The sequence below is a fragment of the Lysinibacillus sp. K60 genome (genome assembly GCF_019731275.1).
GTDB lineage: Bacteria > Bacillota > Bacilli > Bacillales_A > Planococcaceae > Lysinibacillus > Lysinibacillus capsici.
Map to the genome: position 1 here is coordinate 108,718 of NZ_JAASJR010000009.1, position 18,667 is coordinate 127,384.

Annotated in this window: 20 protein-coding genes; 17 read left to right on the forward strand and 3 right to left on the reverse strand. The window is 34.4% G+C overall.

What is annotated here, in order from left to right:
* Positions 1 to 402: 402 nt before the first annotated feature.
* The 17 genes from HCH28_RS18590 (at position 403) to HCH28_RS18665 (ending at position 16,335) form a co-directional block, all read left to right on the forward strand.
* Positions 403 to 846, forward strand: a complete 444-nt coding sequence (locus tag HCH28_RS18590; protein ID WP_221682589.1) for a hypothetical protein — start codon at positions 403 to 405, stop codon at positions 844 to 846.
* 177 nt (positions 847 to 1,023) lie between these two features.
* Positions 1,024 to 1,335 (forward strand): TrbC/VirB2 family protein, encoded by a 312-nt coding sequence (locus HCH28_RS18595; protein ID WP_221682590.1) that lies wholly within the window; start codon positions 1,024 to 1,026, stop codon positions 1,333 to 1,335.
* Positions 1,336 to 1,399: 64 nt separating this feature from the next.
* Positions 1,400 to 1,702 carry a hypothetical protein gene (locus HCH28_RS18600; protein ID WP_099805497.1) on the forward strand — a complete coding sequence of 101 codons (303 nt, stop codon included), beginning with the start codon at positions 1,400 to 1,402 and terminating at the stop codon, positions 1,700 to 1,702.
* A 12-nt stretch (positions 1,703 to 1,714) separates the two neighbouring features.
* Positions 1,715 to 2,611 carry a hypothetical protein gene (locus tag HCH28_RS18605; RefSeq protein WP_221682591.1) on the forward strand — a complete coding sequence of 299 codons (897 nt, stop codon included), beginning with the start codon at positions 1,715 to 1,717 and terminating at the stop codon, positions 2,609 to 2,611.
* A complete protein-coding gene (locus HCH28_RS18610; protein ID WP_255601681.1) occupies positions 2,595 to 4,622 on the forward strand; it encodes a VirB4 family type IV secretion system protein in 2,028 nt (675 codons plus the stop codon). Before HCH28_RS18605 ends, HCH28_RS18610 begins: the two co-directional genes overlap by 17 nt.
* A 1-nt stretch (position 4,623) precedes the next feature.
* Positions 4,624 to 7,353 carry a type IV secretion system protein gene (locus HCH28_RS18615; protein ID WP_221682592.1) on the forward strand — a complete coding sequence of 910 codons (2,730 nt, stop codon included), beginning with the start codon at positions 4,624 to 4,626 and terminating at the stop codon, positions 7,351 to 7,353.
* A gap of 16 nt (positions 7,354 to 7,369) precedes the next feature.
* A complete protein-coding gene (locus HCH28_RS18620) occupies positions 7,370 to 9,289 on the forward strand; it encodes a TrbL/VirB6 family protein (protein WP_221682593.1) in 1,920 nt (639 codons plus the stop codon).
* A complete protein-coding gene (locus tag HCH28_RS18625; RefSeq protein WP_221682594.1) occupies positions 9,286 to 11,466 on the forward strand; it encodes a peptidoglycan DD-metalloendopeptidase family protein in 2,181 nt (726 codons plus the stop codon). The genes HCH28_RS18620 and HCH28_RS18625 overlap by 4 nt, the downstream gene beginning before the upstream one ends.
* A gap of 12 nt (positions 11,467 to 11,478) precedes the next feature.
* Positions 11,479 to 12,147, forward strand: coding sequence for a hypothetical protein (locus tag HCH28_RS18630; protein ID WP_221682595.1), 669 nt, complete (start codon positions 11,479 to 11,481; stop codon positions 12,145 to 12,147).
* 7 nt (positions 12,148 to 12,154) lie between these two features.
* Positions 12,155 to 12,649 (forward strand): hypothetical protein, encoded by a 495-nt coding sequence (locus HCH28_RS18635; protein WP_221682596.1) that lies wholly within the window; start codon positions 12,155 to 12,157, stop codon positions 12,647 to 12,649.
* 87 nt (positions 12,650 to 12,736) lie between these two features.
* Entirely contained in the window at positions 12,737 to 13,111 is a 375-nt protein-coding gene (locus HCH28_RS25485; RefSeq protein WP_370635383.1) for a transposase, read from the forward strand.
* Between the two features lie 4 nt (positions 13,112 to 13,115).
* The gene (locus tag HCH28_RS18640; RefSeq protein WP_221682597.1) at positions 13,116 to 13,733 is read left to right on the forward strand and encodes a hypothetical protein; all 618 of its coding nucleotides are present in this window, start codon (positions 13,116 to 13,118) and stop codon (positions 13,731 to 13,733) included.
* 75 nt (positions 13,734 to 13,808) lie between these two features.
* A complete protein-coding gene (locus HCH28_RS18645) occupies positions 13,809 to 14,321 on the forward strand; it encodes a hypothetical protein (RefSeq protein ID WP_221682598.1) in 513 nt (170 codons plus the stop codon).
* Between the two features lie 3 nt (positions 14,322 to 14,324).
* A complete protein-coding gene (locus HCH28_RS18650) occupies positions 14,325 to 14,714 on the forward strand; it encodes a hypothetical protein (RefSeq protein WP_221682599.1) in 390 nt (129 codons plus the stop codon).
* Between the two features lie 169 nt (positions 14,715 to 14,883).
* Positions 14,884 to 15,216 carry a hypothetical protein gene (locus HCH28_RS18655; RefSeq protein ID WP_221682600.1) on the forward strand — a complete coding sequence of 111 codons (333 nt, stop codon included), beginning with the start codon at positions 14,884 to 14,886 and terminating at the stop codon, positions 15,214 to 15,216.
* 8 nt (positions 15,217 to 15,224) lie between these two features.
* Positions 15,225 to 15,740, forward strand: a complete 516-nt coding sequence (locus HCH28_RS18660) for a hypothetical protein (RefSeq protein WP_221682601.1) — start codon at positions 15,225 to 15,227, stop codon at positions 15,738 to 15,740.
* 16 nt (positions 15,741 to 15,756) lie between these two features.
* Positions 15,757 to 16,335, forward strand: coding sequence for a hypothetical protein (locus HCH28_RS18665; RefSeq protein ID WP_221682602.1), 579 nt, complete (start codon positions 15,757 to 15,759; stop codon positions 16,333 to 16,335).
* A gap of 65 nt (positions 16,336 to 16,400) precedes the next feature.
* On the opposite strand, the gene HCH28_RS18670 is transcribed toward HCH28_RS18665, so the two are convergent.
* From HCH28_RS18670 to HCH28_RS18680, 3 genes are read right to left on the reverse strand one after another with little or no spacing between them, the layout of a single operon-like run.
* A complete protein-coding gene (locus HCH28_RS18670; RefSeq protein WP_221682603.1) occupies positions 16,401 to 16,760 on the reverse strand; it encodes a YhjD family protein in 360 nt (119 codons plus the stop codon).
* Positions 16,750 to 16,932 carry a hypothetical protein gene (locus HCH28_RS18675; protein ID WP_221682604.1) on the reverse strand — a complete coding sequence of 61 codons (183 nt, stop codon included), beginning with the start codon at positions 16,930 to 16,932 and terminating at the stop codon, positions 16,750 to 16,752. Before HCH28_RS18675 ends, HCH28_RS18670 begins: the two co-directional genes overlap by 11 nt.
* 12 nt (positions 16,933 to 16,944) lie before the next feature.
* Positions 16,945 to 18,204, reverse strand: a complete 1,260-nt coding sequence (locus HCH28_RS18680) for a Y-family DNA polymerase (protein ID WP_221682605.1) — start codon at positions 18,202 to 18,204, stop codon at positions 16,945 to 16,947.
* Between the last annotated feature and the right edge of the window lie 463 nt (positions 18,205 to 18,667).

Genomic DNA, 18,667 nt, shown 5'->3' on the forward strand with positions numbered 1-18,667 from the left:
AATCAAATTTTATATTTTCTAATTTGATTCATTTAAGGAAGGGGTATAGGTTCATTAATATTGGTAAATTGTGATAAATTTTTGGCTTTTAATAGTCAATCTTACTTATTGCCAAGCAGTGTCTATTGTCGTACTCTTTTTGATAATATATAATTAATAGATGTTAAATTTTAAAAAAACAGGATTTTTTTATACCTATTTATTCAACATCGACATCAAAAGTATGCAAAGATTTAATTTTTTGGACAATATGCTATAGAATAAGTGGGTCTTCAGTACCGTTTGCAATAACTACCAAATATTAGTGACGTTATCAAGGGAGATCTATAACAGGGGATACTTTAACGCTCCTTTTTTGACACATTTTTAATTTTTAAAAGTACGTACACGGAGGCAGGAAAAATGGAGAATACACTAGTACCAACATACAATGAACAAATCGCAGAACAACTTAAAAAAGCGATGTTAAAAAATAACGACATAGTAGAAGCAGTTTGTGCCCATGAACAGGGTTATTTGGATGTTTTCATTAGGAAAGGTAATGTTTCCAAATTATTGTATCCTAAATTTCATTTTAATTCCATGAGTGTTAATTTTGACATATTTGATGACGATTTTAAATTGGAATCGCAAAATGAATTTAGAGTGCCAATGACTGTATATCGTCGTTTTGTTTATTTACTAACAACAGCAATACTATACGTTCCTAAATTAGAACATGGTCATTTACGCTTTGCGTTTGAGTTCAAGGAGAATGAAGATGGGAATTGGCAGGATAAATTTGAAATGGACTTTATCGCAGAGAAGCCATTCCGCGACGGTGAAGTGATTAAGGAATATGAATAAAAAACGCGTTGACTTTTATATCTAAATTTGTAATAATTTAATTAAATTTATAAGACTAAAATTGACACGGAAGTACCGTGAAAGTTCTAAGGCGAAAACCTAAATGGGTTTATGCGCCTTGCTTTCACGGTGCTTTTTTTTTCGTTCTTTTTGTCTTAAAAGGAGGTGGTAGTCTAAATGAGTCTCTTGACATCCTTAAACCTACTAGCTATTGAAGTAGCTACTACAGACTTTGGCAAAGAAATCTATACCAAAGGTGATACAAAACTATCAGAGATTATTGAAAAGGTCATTAAATTAGTTGGTGGTATTGGGGGAGCTTGCTTCACATTAGCTGTGTTAATTATTGCTTTGGTAATTATTTTTGGTTCTATTTCTCCTAAAAATATTGGTAGATGGTGGACGGCACTTTTCTCATGTGTAGCTGGAGCAGCACTATTCTTTAGTGCATTCATGCTATCGAGTGTTCTATCCAATTTATTTGGCTAACAATTTAATCATTTCAAAAAAATGAGTGACAAATGTGTCACTCATTTTTGAAAGGAGTATAAGAATGATTAAAATTCCAGTGGATCTTACACAAGAACAAAAAACAGTATTGGCATATTTTTCGATTAGACAATTAATGTTAGTTGGTCCTGTAGCAGTTGTTACAGTAATGCAACTTGTTTTATTTAACTGGCCATTTATAGGTGGCTGGGTTGAATTTTTATGGAAGATTCTAATCGTTCTGATTTCAAACGGTATATCAGTTTCTCTGGCTTTTATTTATCTAGAGAAATATGACTGTTATTTATCAGAATTTGTCATACGTCGTTATAAATTCTGGAGGTCACAAAAAACTTATACAAACTAGGATGTGAACCAATTGAATGTTTTAGATTTACTTGTGCTCTTTTGTGTGTTAGCTATTATAGCCGTATTCTTGTTGCTAATGGTGGCAAAAAAGCGCATGGAACGAAATGAACCAGTATTCGGATGGAAAAGAAAGCAATTTCTTGAAGAACAGAAAAACGGTGGCTCCCCAACATCCAATACCGAAATGAAAGTAGATACTACACAAGAGGATAAAGAGCATGAATCTATTCTTGATTTATTAGAACTTAAGAAAATTGAACAAGGTGTTGTAGAACGCGAACGAAATGAACATTTAGTTGTTTTAAGTTCAGATTTTGTAAACTTTCACTTATTGCAGGATCGAGAACGAATTGCAATTTTGGAAGGTTATCAACAACTTTTCAATGTTATTAATTTCCCAGTACAGTTACAGGCTCAAGCAGTACGTCAAGACTTCACTAAAGATCGTCATAGATTTGAACAAAATTTAAGTAGAGTAAATGTACATGCAGCTAACTATAATCGAGATGTTCTAGACCATATCCAAACTGTGACTGAGAAAAATTTCAGAATTACACTTCGTATTTATTACATCGTTAAATACATTTATGAGCCATCAAAAATGGCAAAGTTAAACAAAGCTCAAAGAGAAAAAAACATCATTGATAATATTGGATTACGAGCTGAAATAGTTAGACGTGCTTTACGTAGAGCGAAAGTAGATGCAACTATTCTTAGCTCGGTTGAAGCAGCAGAAGTTTTAAAACGTGCTTTAAATCGTGATCGAATTGTATTACATCCAATTGAAGATGTTCAAGAAAAAGAAAAGCTAAGTGCTTTTGTAACGATGGATTTCTCAACTATCCCTGACTTTGAGAATCTTGTAAATAACTTGGAGGAGGCGATGGATATTGTTGGGACTGCTTAATAAAAGGAAAGCAAACAATGATGTTGATTCAAATAAGCGTGTATTTAGAAAAACAATACCTCCTAAACCAGTTAAAGGGGAAAACAATGTTGTAGAGCCCACACTAGTTGATAACATTTCAAATGAAGGTATAAAATTCCAATCTGATTTTTTTGAGCAACAGACAGCTTTAGGTACTAAAAAATATGGCAGGTCGTTTTATGTAAAACCTAGCGGTTATCCAGCAAATGTTCGGATAAATTGGTTAGAAGGTCTGTTCACAGGGGATGATATGGACGTTTCCGTACATATTGATCCATATGATAGAACCGATGCAGTAAGGAAGTTAAAAGATAAAGCAGATGAATATGAAGCTGTAATGTATTCGGCGGTACAGCAAGATGACCGAAATAAGGTTGAAGCGGTACAGCAAAATTATTGGGATGCTAAGGGGTTACGTGATGAAATACGTAATAACTCAAATGGATTATTCTATGTCAGTATATCAGCAACAGTTTATGCTGACAGTCTTAGTGAACTTAATGATAAAAGTGTTGCCATAGAACGACAGCTTGCTGCCGAATCTATTGAATTAGTTAACGCATTTGACCGTCAACGTGAAGGTTGGTTATCAACTCTACCTCTTGGTTCAAGTTATTTGAAGAAGTCGTACCGAAATCTTGATCGTAACTCTTTAACTGCAATATTCCCTCATATGTCATCTAAACTTAATCATGATGGTGGTATGCCGATTGGAATTTACGGTCGTGAGTACATCTATTTTAATAATTTTGATAAAAAACTAACCAATTATAATCTCGGTATTTTTGGAGAATCTGGAGCTGGTAAAGGGGTTTTCGTAAAACAACTAATTGGCCGAGGTTTTATGGATGGTATTGAGAAAGTAGTTATTATGGATGTTGAGCCAGAATATGTGGGCTTAACATATGCACTTGGCGGCATTGTCGTTGAACTTCGTTCTGATGGTGTAGAATCAGCCAGTCAGATTAATCCACTTGATATTTACGTGGAAAAAGAGGTTATTAATCGCTATCAACCTGATGAGTATGTGGTTGAACGAGTGAATGTTAATGAAAAAGTTAAAGAAGCTATTGAATTCTTTAAAGTAATGAAAGAATCAACTTCTCATGACAAACCTCATTTAACACCTTACGAATTAAATGCCCTAGACCGTATTTTACTGAGGCTTTATAAAGAAGAATGCAAAATTACAGAGGACCCAGAGTCCTTGTATGAGATAGTGGATTCTGTAAACGACAATGGTGAAATTGAATACATCAAAAAATATAAAAGAATGCCTCAAATATCAGACGTTGACCGAGAGGTAACGAAGTTGATAGAAGGAGGCAAAGAAAAAGGACTAGAGGAATTACAAAGTGTTATTGCCTTATTTGTAAAAGGTCGAGCTTTTGGGATGTTTGATTGTCAAACAAAGATTGTTGATAAGGAAGGCAATTTACTGCCTGAAGAAATGCTAGATAAAGCTCAAATTGTAAATTTCAATATTTCGAATTTAAGTAAATCCAGTAGTGAGCGACCTCTTGCACAACACGTTCTGATGACTTGGATCTGGAACAGATTCATAGTAAATAATCCTAAGCCAAAGAAAAGAGTAATTCAGGACGAAGCCTGGATGATGTTAGAGTATCCATCAATGGTAAAGTTCTTCAAAACACTTTCTGCACGTGGACGGAAATGGAATGTTTCATTAACGTTAGTTTCACAGCGATATGAGATGTTTGATAGAACAAAAGAAGCTCAAGACGTTGTAGCGCAGCTACATTCATGTGCATTTATGAAACAACCTGATCAGGATGTAGAGCCTATTCTTAGAACTTTCCGCTTCTCTGAAGAAGTGGGACGTATGATACGAACCGCTGACACGGGTGAAGTTATATTGAAGGCAGGGAAAGAAATTGTTTCATTCCAAAGTTCTCCTACTCCAAGTGAATGGAAATACATTAATACAAACCAAAACGTGTCTGTGGATTCTTTAGTAAGAGGTGGTTAAATTGAAAAAAGTAAAAGTGCTTCTTTTTCTTTTAATCGTCTCGCTATCATTAAGTCCAGTAACAGCCTTTGCAAGATTAGATCCAGGGTCTGGGACAGCATTAGATAAAATTGATTCCGGTGGTAATAAAAATGGTATTGACACAAGTTATTCACTCGGTTCATTCCCTTGTGGTGAGCCACTAATTTCTGATGATGTCAAAGAACAGATTGAAAAATATAAAGAAGATGAAGCTAATATGGCTGAAAAATTTTTAACTAGTCAGGTTGAAAATGTTTTTAATATTGGTGACATTAACGGAATGTCAACATTAGTTTTTGGTAATCCGTATTGTATATGGGCTGGTAAAAAAGCTGAAATGTCTGCAGACGGAATATTTACTATTGATGAACGAAAAAAAATTATAGACCCATTGTTAAAACTTTTTGGCTCTGTCTTCTTTTTAGTATTAATTCTATCAATGCTACTTACAGGTTTAAAAACAATGGGCAATAGCGTTCGAGGGCAAGCTATGGATGAATTTTGGTCCGATGCAAAAATGTGGATTGTGGCTTTGTTTTTAGCGTTTTTCTATAATCATTTGACCAATTGGCTATTCCAAATCAATGCTGCGATAGTTCTTGATATTAAAGGCTTACTGGAGGCCCAAACGGATAATCTGGATAATATATCTACCATGAGCTCAGTAACAGATTTTTTCCCAGCTTTAATGGGATCATTTTTAATCGTTGCATTAGGTGAGTGGGTATTAGCAGGTATTTTGAATGTTGTTTATCTTGCCAGAAAGGTAATCATACTCTTATTACTCGTTCTTGGTATGGTGGCAATTTATAGCCTTATGTTTGCTAAAACAAGGGCATTCTTTGGGAACTGGTTCCGAGAACTATTAGGTAATGTATTTTTACAATCCATCCACGCTATTGTTTTTTATGGCATGATCATGTTTGCAGAATTAGGAGCAAGCCCATTTTTTAAAATCGGTTTAATGATTATGTTTATACCAATCTCTGGGATGATTTCGAAACTATTGAATATAGGCGATAGTTCTACTAAAGTTGGCTCAGCTTTAACGATGGTTGGACTTGGAGGAATGGTTTCTACTATGATGTTAGCTTCGCAAGCTAAAAGTGTAATGTATGGAGGTTCGTTAAGTAACGGTGGGTTATTTAACAATAATAACTCTACAAGTAGTTCAGGAGGCGACTCTCTAACAAGTTTAGCAAATAGTTTAGCTAACGATAGTGCAAGTACATCAATATCTTCTTCCGCTGCTGGAACAAACTCATCCCTATTTAATATGGCTAAAGAAACTGGTTCAAAACTAGGAGGTTTTGTTGGAGGAGGTGCTGGGGTAGTAGCTGGACCAATAGGTGCCGGTATAGGGGCGAAAGTAGGAGGAGCCGTTGGTGGTGGCCTTGTTCAAATGGGAAGAAATATGGGTGTAGGCATAAGCAACATTCATTCTAATTTCAATCAAGCAAGAAAATTTTCGAATGAGAATGGAACAGGTTTCAAAGCTCTGTTTGGAAGTAATGCGAACTTTGATACACTAAATGCTCGTCGTCAAACAATGGGTAATTTTGGAGAGTCCATTGGGGTAATGCTTGCTGGTCAAAGAGGTGCAGCAATAGGACGAAATGCAGGCTTTGCGTTAAGTGGCGTTTCTCGTCAACGACTAGCTAATGAAATGTCATCCTCTTTCAATATGAGAGATGCTTCAGGAAACTTACAGGCAACCACATTTAATGCAATAGCTCAAAAGTATCCAAATGCTGATATGAAATGGATGCAAACAAATCAAGGTAGTGGATTCTATGTAAGTACCAATGATGGTTGGAAACAAGTTGGGTTAACAGGTTCCGCGGATTCCTCATTAAAAGATGGTCAAGCACGTGTAATGGACTATAAATTAGCTGATCCATCATTAAATTATGAGTATCAATCGAACGGAACTTATAAAGCACCTTCGCAATCCTCATCGTTGTCAGAAGCGGCAGTTACAAGCCCTGTAAATACTACATTTGATAGTTCAATGGCGTCAAATATATCTTCAGTTCCAACATTTGAAGAAGCAATGGCAGGCGGACATGTTGCTGCTCCATTAGGTAGTTCTTTCAATGGTTCAGTTTCATCAATTGATAGTGTCGTTTCAAATAGTTCCTCGACTCAAAGTGGAGTTACAGATACATCAGCTGTATTCAATCAGCAATCTACAACTGGTCTCACTGATTCTGTTACTTCAGTAAGTGGATCAAATGTTAATGCTACAACTGATAGTGCTGCAAGGGTTGATAGTTATACACCTTTGAGTGATGTTTCTCAACCAAGCTTAACCAATTCATCATTAAATACGTTACCACCTCAATCTATTCAAGGAACAAACGCTCAGGAACAAAGAATGGAAACGGTTGGCCTTCAAGGGTCCACTCCATCTGTGATGAGAAAATCAGAGGCGTACATTGTAAATACGGGTGAGTCTAATTTGGCGATGAATCCAAAAACTGTTCAACAAGTTGCTTCCTCTAATGTGGCTAAGCATCAAGATCCTGGCTTCAATGCAAAGAAAGTAAATCCAGATGCTTATGTTTACCATAATGTGTCAGGAGCTGATACACGAACAAGCTCTGATAGGGCAGCTGATAAAGTCCATGAAGTTAGTAAAATTTCGAATGTGTGGAAATCGAAAGCTCAAAATCAAGCTAAATCTCAACGTGTTAAGAAAATCGTCTAGTAAAGGGGGACAAAATGTGAAAACTTGTGTGCGATTGCTACTGGTCTTTCTCATCTTGATCCCTTCTTTATTCCAAAATGTTTCAATAGCCTATGCAAATGAAGATGAAGACACTTCTAAAAAAGCTTGCGAAGGCGCATTAAAGGATAAAGAAACAACGGATAAAGTGGATGATTTTAGAGATGAACGAGCAACGTTAAATGAAGAATATAGCTTAGATTTAGCTCAATTAGCATTTAATGCGGTTAACTTAAACACCCTTAATCAGTTAATTTTTGGCAATCCATATTGTATATGGTACGAGAGTGAAGAAGAGCCTGCATTAACTTTTGGTTTGTTTCCTACATCTATAAAAGAGAAAGTGATTGATCCAGTTTTCAACATCGTTACATTTCTTTTTGCTTTAATATTGTGTTTAAGCATTTTAATAAGTGGTTTAAAAATGATGTATTCGTTTACTTTTGCGAAACGATTTAATATTGGTGAAGAACTTTTTATGTATTTTTTAGCCGCAGTACTACTTATAACATACTGGACAAGTGTTGATTATATTTTTATTTTTAATCACGCAATTGTCTCTTCAGTTGTAGAAGTTCTTGAAGGACAGGGTATGAAGCTAGGAAGTTTAAGTCTACTTGCTTCACAAGATGAGTTTCACTTCACTGACATTCTAGTTTTATTTACAGAGTGGGTTATGTTACTGTTTTTAAATTTAGTATACATGTATCGGCTATTTCTTATAACGGTTCTCTTATTAATAGGTGGATTGGTAATAGTTGGGTTGCTTTTTGAAAAAACAAGAAAATACTTTGGAATGTGGTTGATAGATTTCCTTGGTGCTGTTTTTATGCAAAGTGTACATGCAATATATTTTGCTGTAATTATGATGTTTATCAACTTAAATTCAATAAGTATTGTTTTTAAAATGATTTTATTATTCTTGTTTTTACCTTTAAGTTCAATGTTGTTAAGTATTATGGGTATGTCCACTGCCACTATGGCGGTAAGTGCAGCTCAAAAAACTGTTAATTATGCTGCTTTAGCTTTAAGAGCGAAGAATAAAGGTAAGTCGAAGTTTGCGCAACAACCAGGAGGTAAGACTGCAATTTCAGCATTGGCAGAAGGTTCAAATTATGGAGGTTGGAATAAGTTTAAAGCAGGTTCACAAATTGCGGGAGCAGTTATCGGCAGTACAGCTGGAATGGTGATTGGTTCCGGTGGAGCGTCATTAGGTGCTTCATTTGGTTCTAGTTTAGTAGGTAGTACCCTCCAAACTCCGAGAAATATTGCAGCAGGTGTTAAAGGAGTCATGGATACAAGAGGTAAAGTAAAAAACAACTCTCTAAATCTAAACAATATTACTGATAAGCGTCAGTATTTTGGATCAATGGGTGAATCTATCGGAAGTATGGTTGGACAAGGCCAACTAGGTAGGCAAATAGGATATCGATTAAGCGGTGTAAGTAAAGATAGAATTTTAGGTTCTACAGAGCTTGGGGGATTAGGGTCAGTAACCTTGAGTGATATAACAACAAAGTATCCTGAAGCAAAAATTCAATTTCAGCAAACAAATGAAGGCAGTGGTTTTTACTTAGATGATAATGGAGATATGAAGTTAATCTCTCCAATTGGTGAAGCTGATACTAGATTAAAAGATGGTATGACACGTACTGTGGATTATATGCCTACGAATTCTATTAACAAAAACGGAGTAGGTAATTCCTTGCCAAATACTCAAATGTATTCTCAAGTAAGTGACGCAATGTTAGCAGACAAAAGTGGAAACTCATTTGTTGATAGTGGCTTTGATTCTAGCCCGTTTCGTCCAGAGCAACACTGTAATGTAGGGCAGATGCCTTCACCAATTAAACCATTAGAAACAAATTCACCATTTGATTCTAGTATTTCACCTGAAAAGGATGGTGAGGTAAATTGAGTAAATCAGATAATAACAATAGTAGTACAAATATAGGTAAAGGCGCGATTACGAACCCTTTAAAAGCAGGAAAAAAAGGCATTGGTCTTTTACGAGGTGCTCGAAAGCTAGGAATGTTTGCAAAACTCCTGAAATCAATAATTTCAAAAGTATTGATGAGCTGTATAAAATGGCTCCTTGCAGTTTTGGGGCCCTATGTGCTGATAGTAATAATTTTAATCGTCTTATTACTTTTAGTTTTACAAAGTGTTGCGAGTTTTGATTTATTCCAAAAAGCATCTACTCGATCAGAAACAGAAGTTGTTTTTGATAATGCTGTTAAAGAGGTATTCGAACAAAGGTTAGAAGCTGGGCCAACTGAAATTAGAGATAAGCTAAGGAAATCTCAATCAGAATATCCTTATCCACCTGTCTCTGAGTCTTGGTTAATACTAGTAGGTGAGATGCTTAAACAAAGTATTGCTATTCCAACAATTCATCATTATTTCAAAAACATTGAAAATGAGAACTATAAAGCTTGGCATGAAAAATATAAAGATTATTCTGCTGATAGCAAAGATTTATTACTAAAAAAGTTCATCGAAATAATAGATAAAGAAATGGCTTATTATTTTGATGGTTCCCCTAACTATAAACCAATTTTTGTGGAAGGTTCTTCTCCTATTGATGAGTTTGTAAAAATTACTACTACTACTACTTGTACTCATACAGATGAAGATGGCAATACAACTACGACAGTGTCAGGACCAACTACTACTAAAGAAAATGTATCTCATGAAGTGATTGACGAAGTTCAAATGGGTTACTTAAAGGCAAAAATTCCATATAAAGAACTACACACTATTACAGATAGTACATCGTCTAGCGGTGATTGTGTTAGTGATATAACAACTGAATTGAAATTATGGGTTATTGATGATGGAACCCCACCAAATTTAGAACTCATTCCTGAAGAATTAGTACGTATTTTAACTTCAACGGCAAAAGAAGGGGATTATACAAGATTAGTTCAAGTGCAGGACTTAGAATACTCTATAGATTTAGGACAAGAAATAGATGAGATGTTCCCTAAACCAGATATAGATTATGAAGGGCTTAAAAAATGTTACTTTAAGAACAAGTCAATAAATCCTTGTATTGATGAGTTCGTGTTGGGTGGAACACTAGGAGATTATGGAAGTTTAATAGGTGGTTGGTATCCAACTGAGTTTGAAGATATTTATAAAAAGGCTGCTGATGCTTGTGGAATTGATTGGTTTATTTTAGCAGCAGTTCATGGGAAAGAATCAACATTTAGTAGCAACCCTGTGGCTTCTGATCCATCATTAGGTTCTCGTAATAAAGAAGGAAAACTAGTTGGTGCAGTTGGACATTTCCAATTTATGCCATTAACTTGGCTTGGATGGGCTGCCGCAAGAGACTACCCTACAACATCAGTAGGTAATATTCTAGTTGATGATCTTACATTTATTACGGTCCCAGCAAATATTAAAAAGTATGGCGGAAGGGGAATGGATGGTAATAACGATGGAGTTGCAAGCCCTTGGGATTTAATAGATGCGGCAACTACTGCAGCATGTTATTTAAAAACTATTGGTTATCAAAAAGGAAGTGAAACAGCCATTAAAAATGCTTTAGCAAAATATAATGGTGGGAATAGAGCTTGGCAAAGTAGTGAAGCTCAAAAATATGCAGAAGATGTATATAGTAACGGAAAACAATATGAATTAGGTAGCGCTTCAGCTCCAATCTCTGTTGCTCCTGGTGATACTACATATCCTACTACGGGTAAAATTACATCTCCATATGGTGGACGTAATGATGGCTTCCACTATGGGATTGACATTGGTGCTGGTGGAAGAAAAAACGTTCCAATTGTTACTATTGCAGATGGTGTTGTGTCATATGTCGGACCTCTAAGTACTTATGGAACTATTGTCAGGGTAAAACATGTAATTGGTGGAAAAGATGTAGAATCTTTATATGCTCATCTAGCATCATACAATGTTAAAGTCGGTCAAACTGTTAAAAAAGGACAACAGATTGGTATTATGGGTGAAACAGGAAGGGCGTATGGTGTACATTTACACTTCGAAATTCATGAACCATATTTTGTTAAACAAGCAACAAATCCTCGAAATCCGATAAAATGGATTCCAACACCACCAATAAAATAGAAGGTGTATAACATGCGGGAAATAAAAGAGGCTATTTGGTTAGCTATAAGAGAGAATATTATTAAGAAGACATGGTTTAAAGTACTTTCAGTTTTAATTGTTTTTTTAGTAGGCTTTGTTATTTACAAGGCCTACTTTACACCTGAAATTACGAAAGGTGAAATTGGAAATAAAACCATTTGGGAAGACTTTGAATTACAAACTGAAGAGTTTGAAAAAAAATCAAAAACATTTGATGGAGTCAAGGAAATTGAAAATACCGTTCCCACTATAGATGGAAGCAAAATAGAAAGTGTTATTAATTATTTCTTCTTTACTGCAAACACCAACAATGCAGACTTATTCATTTCAACGCTAAATCCTGAATTGTTAAACAAAGATTTTCCTGAATTGGATTTACAAGAGAAATTTGAAAAAATAGATGAGTCGATGAATAGAATCTCAAGAAATGGACAAATCGAAAAAATTGAAGTAATTAGAAGTTTGTGGGTAATGGAATCAAAAGCAGTTCGAGTAGTTCTTGATATTTACTATAAAGACTTAAAAAAACCAGTACGCATAAATTTAATTGTTAAAAAGATAGAACAGTCACATAATCATTCAGACAATGAAAAAGATAATGATTTACCTTATATCCACTCTTCAGTATGGGATATTATAGAATTAATTGAAGATAAGTAGGTGAATTATGCTTGGTAGCATTGATGCAACAGAGCCTTTATTAATAGGAGTTTACTACATCCAATTAATTTTTACATTTATATGTGGCGTCGGATTTTTATTTGGAATCTTTATGTTTATATATGCTTTTAAGAATCCTCATAAACGTAGACTAGCCTATGTATTAACTGTATTTATGCCAATCGGATTGTTAGCTGTAATCCATGGACCGGTTCTACTTCTGTATTATGTATTTAAACAACCTGCTACACCAGATGCAGAACTTGGTTTGATGCTTTTTGTTCCGTCTCTTGAGATAGCTGGAACAAAACTATATGAAGGTATTGTTCGAGTTACACAACCTTTATTAGTAGCAGTTTTCATAATTGGAGTAGCAGTTTTACATCATGCCAGCCGTATACCAGGTAGAAAGCGTATAGGTTATGGGATATTCTTAGGCGTTCCGCTTCTCTGGTGTTTAATGAAGGTTGGCCCATCAATAATTAAAGTACTGACTTCTTAAAATAAGGTTATTCCCTAAATATGGGGAATAACCTTATTTTTTAAAAAGAATGTAGCAGTAAATGTATATTTCTGCTACAATTGTTTTATGAACTTAAGACATGAACCCAACCAACTAATTTATTACATGGTATTTGTAACGAGATATAAAAGGAATATATTTGAGGATCGTGAAGCTGCTGAGCTAGTAAAACAATCATTGCGGAATACACAAGAGAATGGAATTATGAAGGCTGAAATTGAGGAAATTGGAAGTTGTTATATAAGTTTAAAGTGCATAGGTGATCCTTCTAAAAGTCCTAATCAAATAGTCTCTTATCTAAAAAGAAAGTGTTATCAAGCGATGCTTGAAAAGATGCCTCATCTAAATTCACTCTGGGCTAGAGACGTGATTATTAGTACATCTCCAATTTGTAATAAAATTATTAATGAATTTCTACAAACTTTAAAAAGGAGGGGTTAGAAATATGAAAACCTATGCAGAGATTGCAGAACAATTAAGAAGGCCCTTTCCTCCTGGGACAGTTAAAGTAAGTAACGATGGAAAAAGAGGTCATATTCCTGTTCAGGTATATATGTCCCGTTTAGAAGAAGTTGCTGAATCACAATGGCATTGGAGAGTAATTGGTGATCCGGTTTTTAATCTTGAAAATTATTTTGTACTGGTTAAAGGAGAAATAACACTTGTTGATGCAGTAAGACAGGGATTAGGGATAGCTAAAATTACGAAAAACGAAACTACATCGATTAAAAATGCTCTTATGACTGCTGAATCAGAAGCTTTTAGAGATGCTTGTGATAAGTTTAAAATGGGGTGGTATGATTTAGCACAATACAGAGATTGGTCGTCAAATCCAGGAATAATGCAGTTGAATAATGTACCTCCGTTTACTGAAAGCTTAGTAATTGAAGGTTTTGATCCTAATATACACAGTGTAATGCCATCAGAGGGTAGAAGTTGTATAAAATGCAAGAAACCTTTATCTCAAAATGAGGAACTACTATTGAGCATAAACGGGATTAAGTTTGCTTATTGCAAGGAACATGTACCTCAACAGCTAGTAAAGAATCGAACGGAGATTTAAATAGATTGTATTAAACTGAACTAACTACAAATATGTAAACTGAAAGGTCTTATTTATTAAACTAAGAAGAAGGTGTTGAATATTCGCCAAATTATATATACATGTTCATTATGTAATTATTTTGATTCTAATCAATCTAAATGCATGATCTCTAATAAAGAAACATATCCTCAAAATTCAACAGATGCAATGGCATGTAAATCAGGGGATATATTTGTTAGAAATATTAACGTTCAATACAGTTATTATAACTACGGAGGGCAGCGGGCATTTTCTTCAGAGCCGCTGGAAGATTTAACAAGGTTACCAAAAGATAAGAATGGTACCCCGCTTTTTGTTTTTACAAAGAGAGGGGTTGAACGAGCAGTACCAGCATACCCTGGTCTTGAACTTGTCAGCCACCATTTATTTGGAGTGAAAAAGGAGTTTACTTTTCAAGGTCAAAGGGAGCTTATCTATGATATCGGTGTTGACTTAGCGGAAAAAGTATGTGAAGGTCTTGGAATCAAGTTAGTTGTGCTAGAGAATGAGAAAGGTATACAAGGTAAAGAGGAATTAAGAAAACGATACCTTGTTTATGGAAGATAAGCCATGGACAATAATGAATATCGAACTATGATAATTGTAAAAGCATATGAATTTTCTGAATGTGTCCCCACGGCGGCAAAGCAATGTGAGGATTGGTCATTAACTACAAGCAATGGTTCACTTGAACTTTGGCATGACTTTTTTGGTAATGATAGAGTTTACCAAGTAATACTATGTGATCAACTTGGCAGAGAGCTTTGGCTATGCCCTCATGTTCATGATCATAGCGCTTTAAAGTATCAAAAGAGTGTCAGTCAAATATTAGAATTTTGCGGATTTGATGTTATGTTAGAGGAAGATAAACAGAAATACCCTAAAATAATAATGGATTGGTTAAATATTAAACCAAAACAAGTTCCAGTAGAAGTAATTGAATTAAATAGTGTTCTATAAGTCCCTAAAGGTTCTAAATAGCCTTAAAAGAATAGACTATAGACAATATATAATATATGTAATATAATTTAAATAATTAAAAATTTACGAACGATATGAAGGAAGAACCTTTAACGTCTAGGAAACTAAACGTTTGAGGTTCTTTTTTTATTCTAAGGAGGATTACTAATTGGAGAAAAGAGCTTTTAAAGTGGTTGGTGTTCAACTTATTCCAAAAAAGAGTGTGGGTATATTGCCAATGATGCAGCAAATTGCTGAAAAAAATCTACAACAATCCAATCAATTAATTGAAAAACTTGTACGGCCAGTAAATAAAGATTTCGAGGAACGATTAAGATATGAAGAAAGTAAAAGCAAATCCACTAGAAAGTTTATGATTATTGGGTTAATGGATTTCCAACCTAAAGGGGAAACAGCTGGAAAAATAGTTTTTAATCCTAATTTGCATACGAGTCTAAACGTTATGAGTGAATTACAATCACTCGTTAGGACTGTTCACTAGGTACCACTATGAAAAAAGCGAAAGTATATTTTACTATTCCTTGTCGCAAGAAAGTTTGGTTGTTTAGAACTTTATTACTGTGGAAGGCATCTATATTTGTAATAGAGATTTACATGTTATCTCTTTTAAAACTAGGATATTTAGTTTCTACAGTAATTATATTTTTAACATTCTTTTTACTGAAATTTGTTCCAATGCCTTATAAAGATACTATTGATGTTTACTTTGACCGCTTAATTTATAAATCAAAATTTAAGGAAATTGAGCTGAACTTTAGTGATATTGCATTTATCGATCAGGATGTTGTAGATGAACAAAAAAGCCACTCATATTATAAAAGTATTGAATTCTTAGATGAATCTATGAATTCATTATTGTTTATTGATGGAAGCGGTTATGGATATGATGACTTAGTTGTTTTATGTAATCGTATTTATACTATAAATCAAGAGTATCTCCCCTTCATAAAAGGTGGTCCTAGCAATCCTTTAGAAATTAAATTTAATGAAAATGAGATAGTCTAGAAAAGCGGGTGATTAGATGAATATTGTTACAATAATTGGAGTAAGTGTTTTAGGATTAATTACAATTCTAAGTGCTTTTCATGGTTATAAAGCATATCGGGGATATAAATTACGCCAATTTGAAGATTATTCAGAAGAGACTTCTGTTTTGAATGCGTTAGATAATGAGGATTTACATGTTGAAAATAGCTCTTTTAGTAAAATTGTTAGTTCAATGAATATTAGTAAAAGTAGTGAGGAAATAACGAATCTACAATCAACTAATGTTATGAAAACTGCTGTAGATGAATTTAGTAAAATGGATACTGAAAGTAAAAATGTCAAAAGCACTCAAAGCCCAGGTTCTCAAAGCTCTCTAAGAAGTGCTGCTATTGCATTTAATAAGAGAGAGAATGATAGAGTAAAGGGTGGAAGTAATGATATATGGAGTCCAACAACTAGTCATCTATTTACTTCATCAGTGAGTATGGATAATAACAATCGATGTGATGAAAGCTCTGTATTTGATACTGGGAATTCTAGCTTTGGAAGTAATTACTCGTCATCTAACGATTCCAGTTATTCAGGCGACTCTGGAGGTGGGGGATGTGACTAATACAGGATTTGATCAATAAAAGAAGTAAATATGAGGGGGAATTTGAAAATTAGAGTTGTGTCAGTTCAATTAACAAACTGACACAACTCTTTTAATTGTAATTGAATTAAATTTTCTACTTCTGTTTTTATAGCTTGATTTGCATATCGGAAGATTTCATCATTTCCAGCTGTAGCAACTTGAATATCACTAAAATACTCGTCTATTTTGTACCAACATACAACTCTGATTTTTTGTACTTTTAATTTATTCTTATAATGAAAATAATCTTGTCTTAAGGTCTTCAATAGAGAATCAATTAAAGGGAGGAACACAGCTTTCATCTTTAGATTTTCAAATGAATTATAATCACGTTGTAACGATCTAATTGCAAAATCTAGAATAAGGTATTTATGAAGCATTTCTCTCTGACTACTATTCACCATACATTTCGTCCTCTGAAAAAGCAGAAGGGATACTTTCTACTTGATCATAAAATACATCTGTTCTGTTTAACGCTTTGTTATTAATTTTCTCTTCTTGCCTCCATTCTTTAATACATTGTAAATGTTCAGGTAGCATCATTGAGTTCCATTTAACAGCACTTCTATCAATCACTTTAATTCCTCCTTAAGCCAAATGCCCTCCGACTAATGAATTCCTACTAATAGCTGTTCCAGCCTTTGTATATGAAACGGCTCTTAATAAAGAAACTGATCCAAATCTATTTCTTATTGCATCCATTGTATGACCAATAATTTGTCTTTTCTCTTTATGTTCATCAAATAGATCTAATTGTATGCTGCGAGCAGGTTCTAAGTTAGAAATTCTTACTGCCAACTGTCGAGCAGGCTCTCCAGCAAAAAACTCATCGAGTAATTCAATACAAGTTTTATACATAACTAAAGTTTCATTAGTTGGGATGTCGATAGTTTTAGATCTGTGAAATCCTTTAGTCATTGCATTTTTGCTATAAGACAAACCAAAACTTATTGTCCTGCCAACATAACCCGCTTCGCGAGTACGTTTCATAACATCCTCGCACATTTCTAAGGCCACAACTGCTATGTCATTTTTAGTATGATAATCTTTCATTAGCATTTGGCCCTTTCCAAAACTAAGGGCGTTATTTTTAACTAACGGTTCTCCTAAAGTTGAAAGATCTACACCCCATGCGTGGAAATACAATTGATTCCCAATAATGCCAAATTTATTTTCCAATTCATTTAAATCAGAGTTGGCCAAGCCGCCAACTGTTTGAATCCCCATAGCATTCAATTTTGCTTCCATTTGTCGCCCTATTCCCCACATTTCAGATAAGGGGCGAACTGGCCATAATTTAGTTGGAACATCATTATAAGTCCACTTTGCAAACCCAGTTTTTTTAGCTTCAAGATCTAATGCTAGTTTAGCCAACAACATATTTGGTCCCATACCAACTGCTGATGGAATACGGAATTGATCATAAATAGCTTTCTGTATTTCTTTCGCCACTTCTTCAGGAGATCCCCATAATGTATTGATGCCAGAAAGGTCAACGAAACTCTCATCAATGCTATAAACATGTATAGCATCTGATGGGACATATTTTGCTATAAGTCGGGTGATTGCCATTGACATATCTATGAAGAAAGACATTTTTGGTTCAAAAAGTTTAATATCTGGATGCTTCGGGATTTCAAATCGCCGACTGCTAGTTTTGACTTTGAACTTCTCCCTCATCAAAGGTGATGCAGCAAGCACAATGCTGCCTGGTTGGTCAAAGTTTGCGACTACTGCAACTGGAGTTTTTAAAATATCTAGCCCATGTAACATCGCAACACAGCTGGCGTAAAAGCACTTCATATCTATACACATTATTTCACCATTGGGAAGAGAAGAGTAATCCATTTAAATATCATCCTTTTCATAATACTCAACAAGCAGTTTTACTTTTTAGGGTTACTTAAATAAGAACGTTTGTTTGTTTTTTATTTTACGCACAAATGTTCTGTCTCGCAAGAGGGAATTTCATGTAATTTATACTCTTAGAAAAACGCAAATTACCAGTATGCACCGAAATAAAGCTGATCTAGCTATCATATCAAGACAAACTGGCCATAAATCATTCCAAACGATATCGGAACATTATATAGAATTAGATTCAGTTGATTTAGACGATTATATCTAAATTAATTTTCAACAATTTTCTTGATTAGGATAATTATATTTTATATACTAATTGTATATTTGATTCTATAGTATTGGTTTTTGAAGCAAATATACAAAAAAACATAACGGAATTAACAAAATTCGGAAGTACCGAATAAGTGCACGTATTGTGCATTTATTTTGGTGCTTCTTTTTTTTATTT

Bases quoted from the DNA above. Each gene is read 5' to 3' on its own strand.
- HCH28_RS18590 (WP_221682589.1), top strand. From the start codon at position 403: ATGGAGAATACACTAGTACCAACATACAATGAACAAATCGCAGAACAA.
- HCH28_RS18595 (WP_221682590.1), top strand. From the start codon at position 1,024: ATGAGTCTCTTGACATCCTTAAACCTACTAGCTATTGAAGTAGCTACT.
- HCH28_RS18600 (WP_099805497.1), top strand. From the start codon at position 1,400: ATGATTAAAATTCCAGTGGATCTTACACAAGAACAAAAAACAGTATTG.
- HCH28_RS18630 (WP_221682595.1), top strand. From the start codon at position 11,479: ATGCGGGAAATAAAAGAGGCTATTTGGTTAGCTATAAGAGAGAATATT.
- HCH28_RS18635 (WP_221682596.1), top strand. From the start codon at position 12,155: ATGCTTGGTAGCATTGATGCAACAGAGCCTTTATTAATAGGAGTTTAC.
- HCH28_RS25485 (WP_370635383.1), top strand. From the start codon at position 12,737: ATGAACTTAAGACATGAACCCAACCAACTAATTTATTACATGGTATTT.
- HCH28_RS18640 (WP_221682597.1), top strand. From the start codon at position 13,116: ATGAAAACCTATGCAGAGATTGCAGAACAATTAAGAAGGCCCTTTCCT.
- HCH28_RS18650 (WP_221682599.1), top strand. From the start codon at position 14,325: ATGGACAATAATGAATATCGAACTATGATAATTGTAAAAGCATATGAA.
- HCH28_RS18660 (WP_221682601.1), top strand. From the start codon at position 15,225: ATGAAAAAAGCGAAAGTATATTTTACTATTCCTTGTCGCAAGAAAGTT.
- HCH28_RS18665 (WP_221682602.1), top strand. From the start codon at position 15,757: ATGAATATTGTTACAATAATTGGAGTAAGTGTTTTAGGATTAATTACA.
- HCH28_RS18670 (WP_221682603.1), bottom strand. From the start codon at position 16,760: ATGGTGAATAGTAGTCAGAGAGAAATGCTTCATAAATACCTTATTCTA.
- HCH28_RS18680 (WP_221682605.1), bottom strand. From the start codon at position 18,204: ATGGATTACTCTTCTCTTCCCAATGGTGAAATAATGTGTATAGATATG.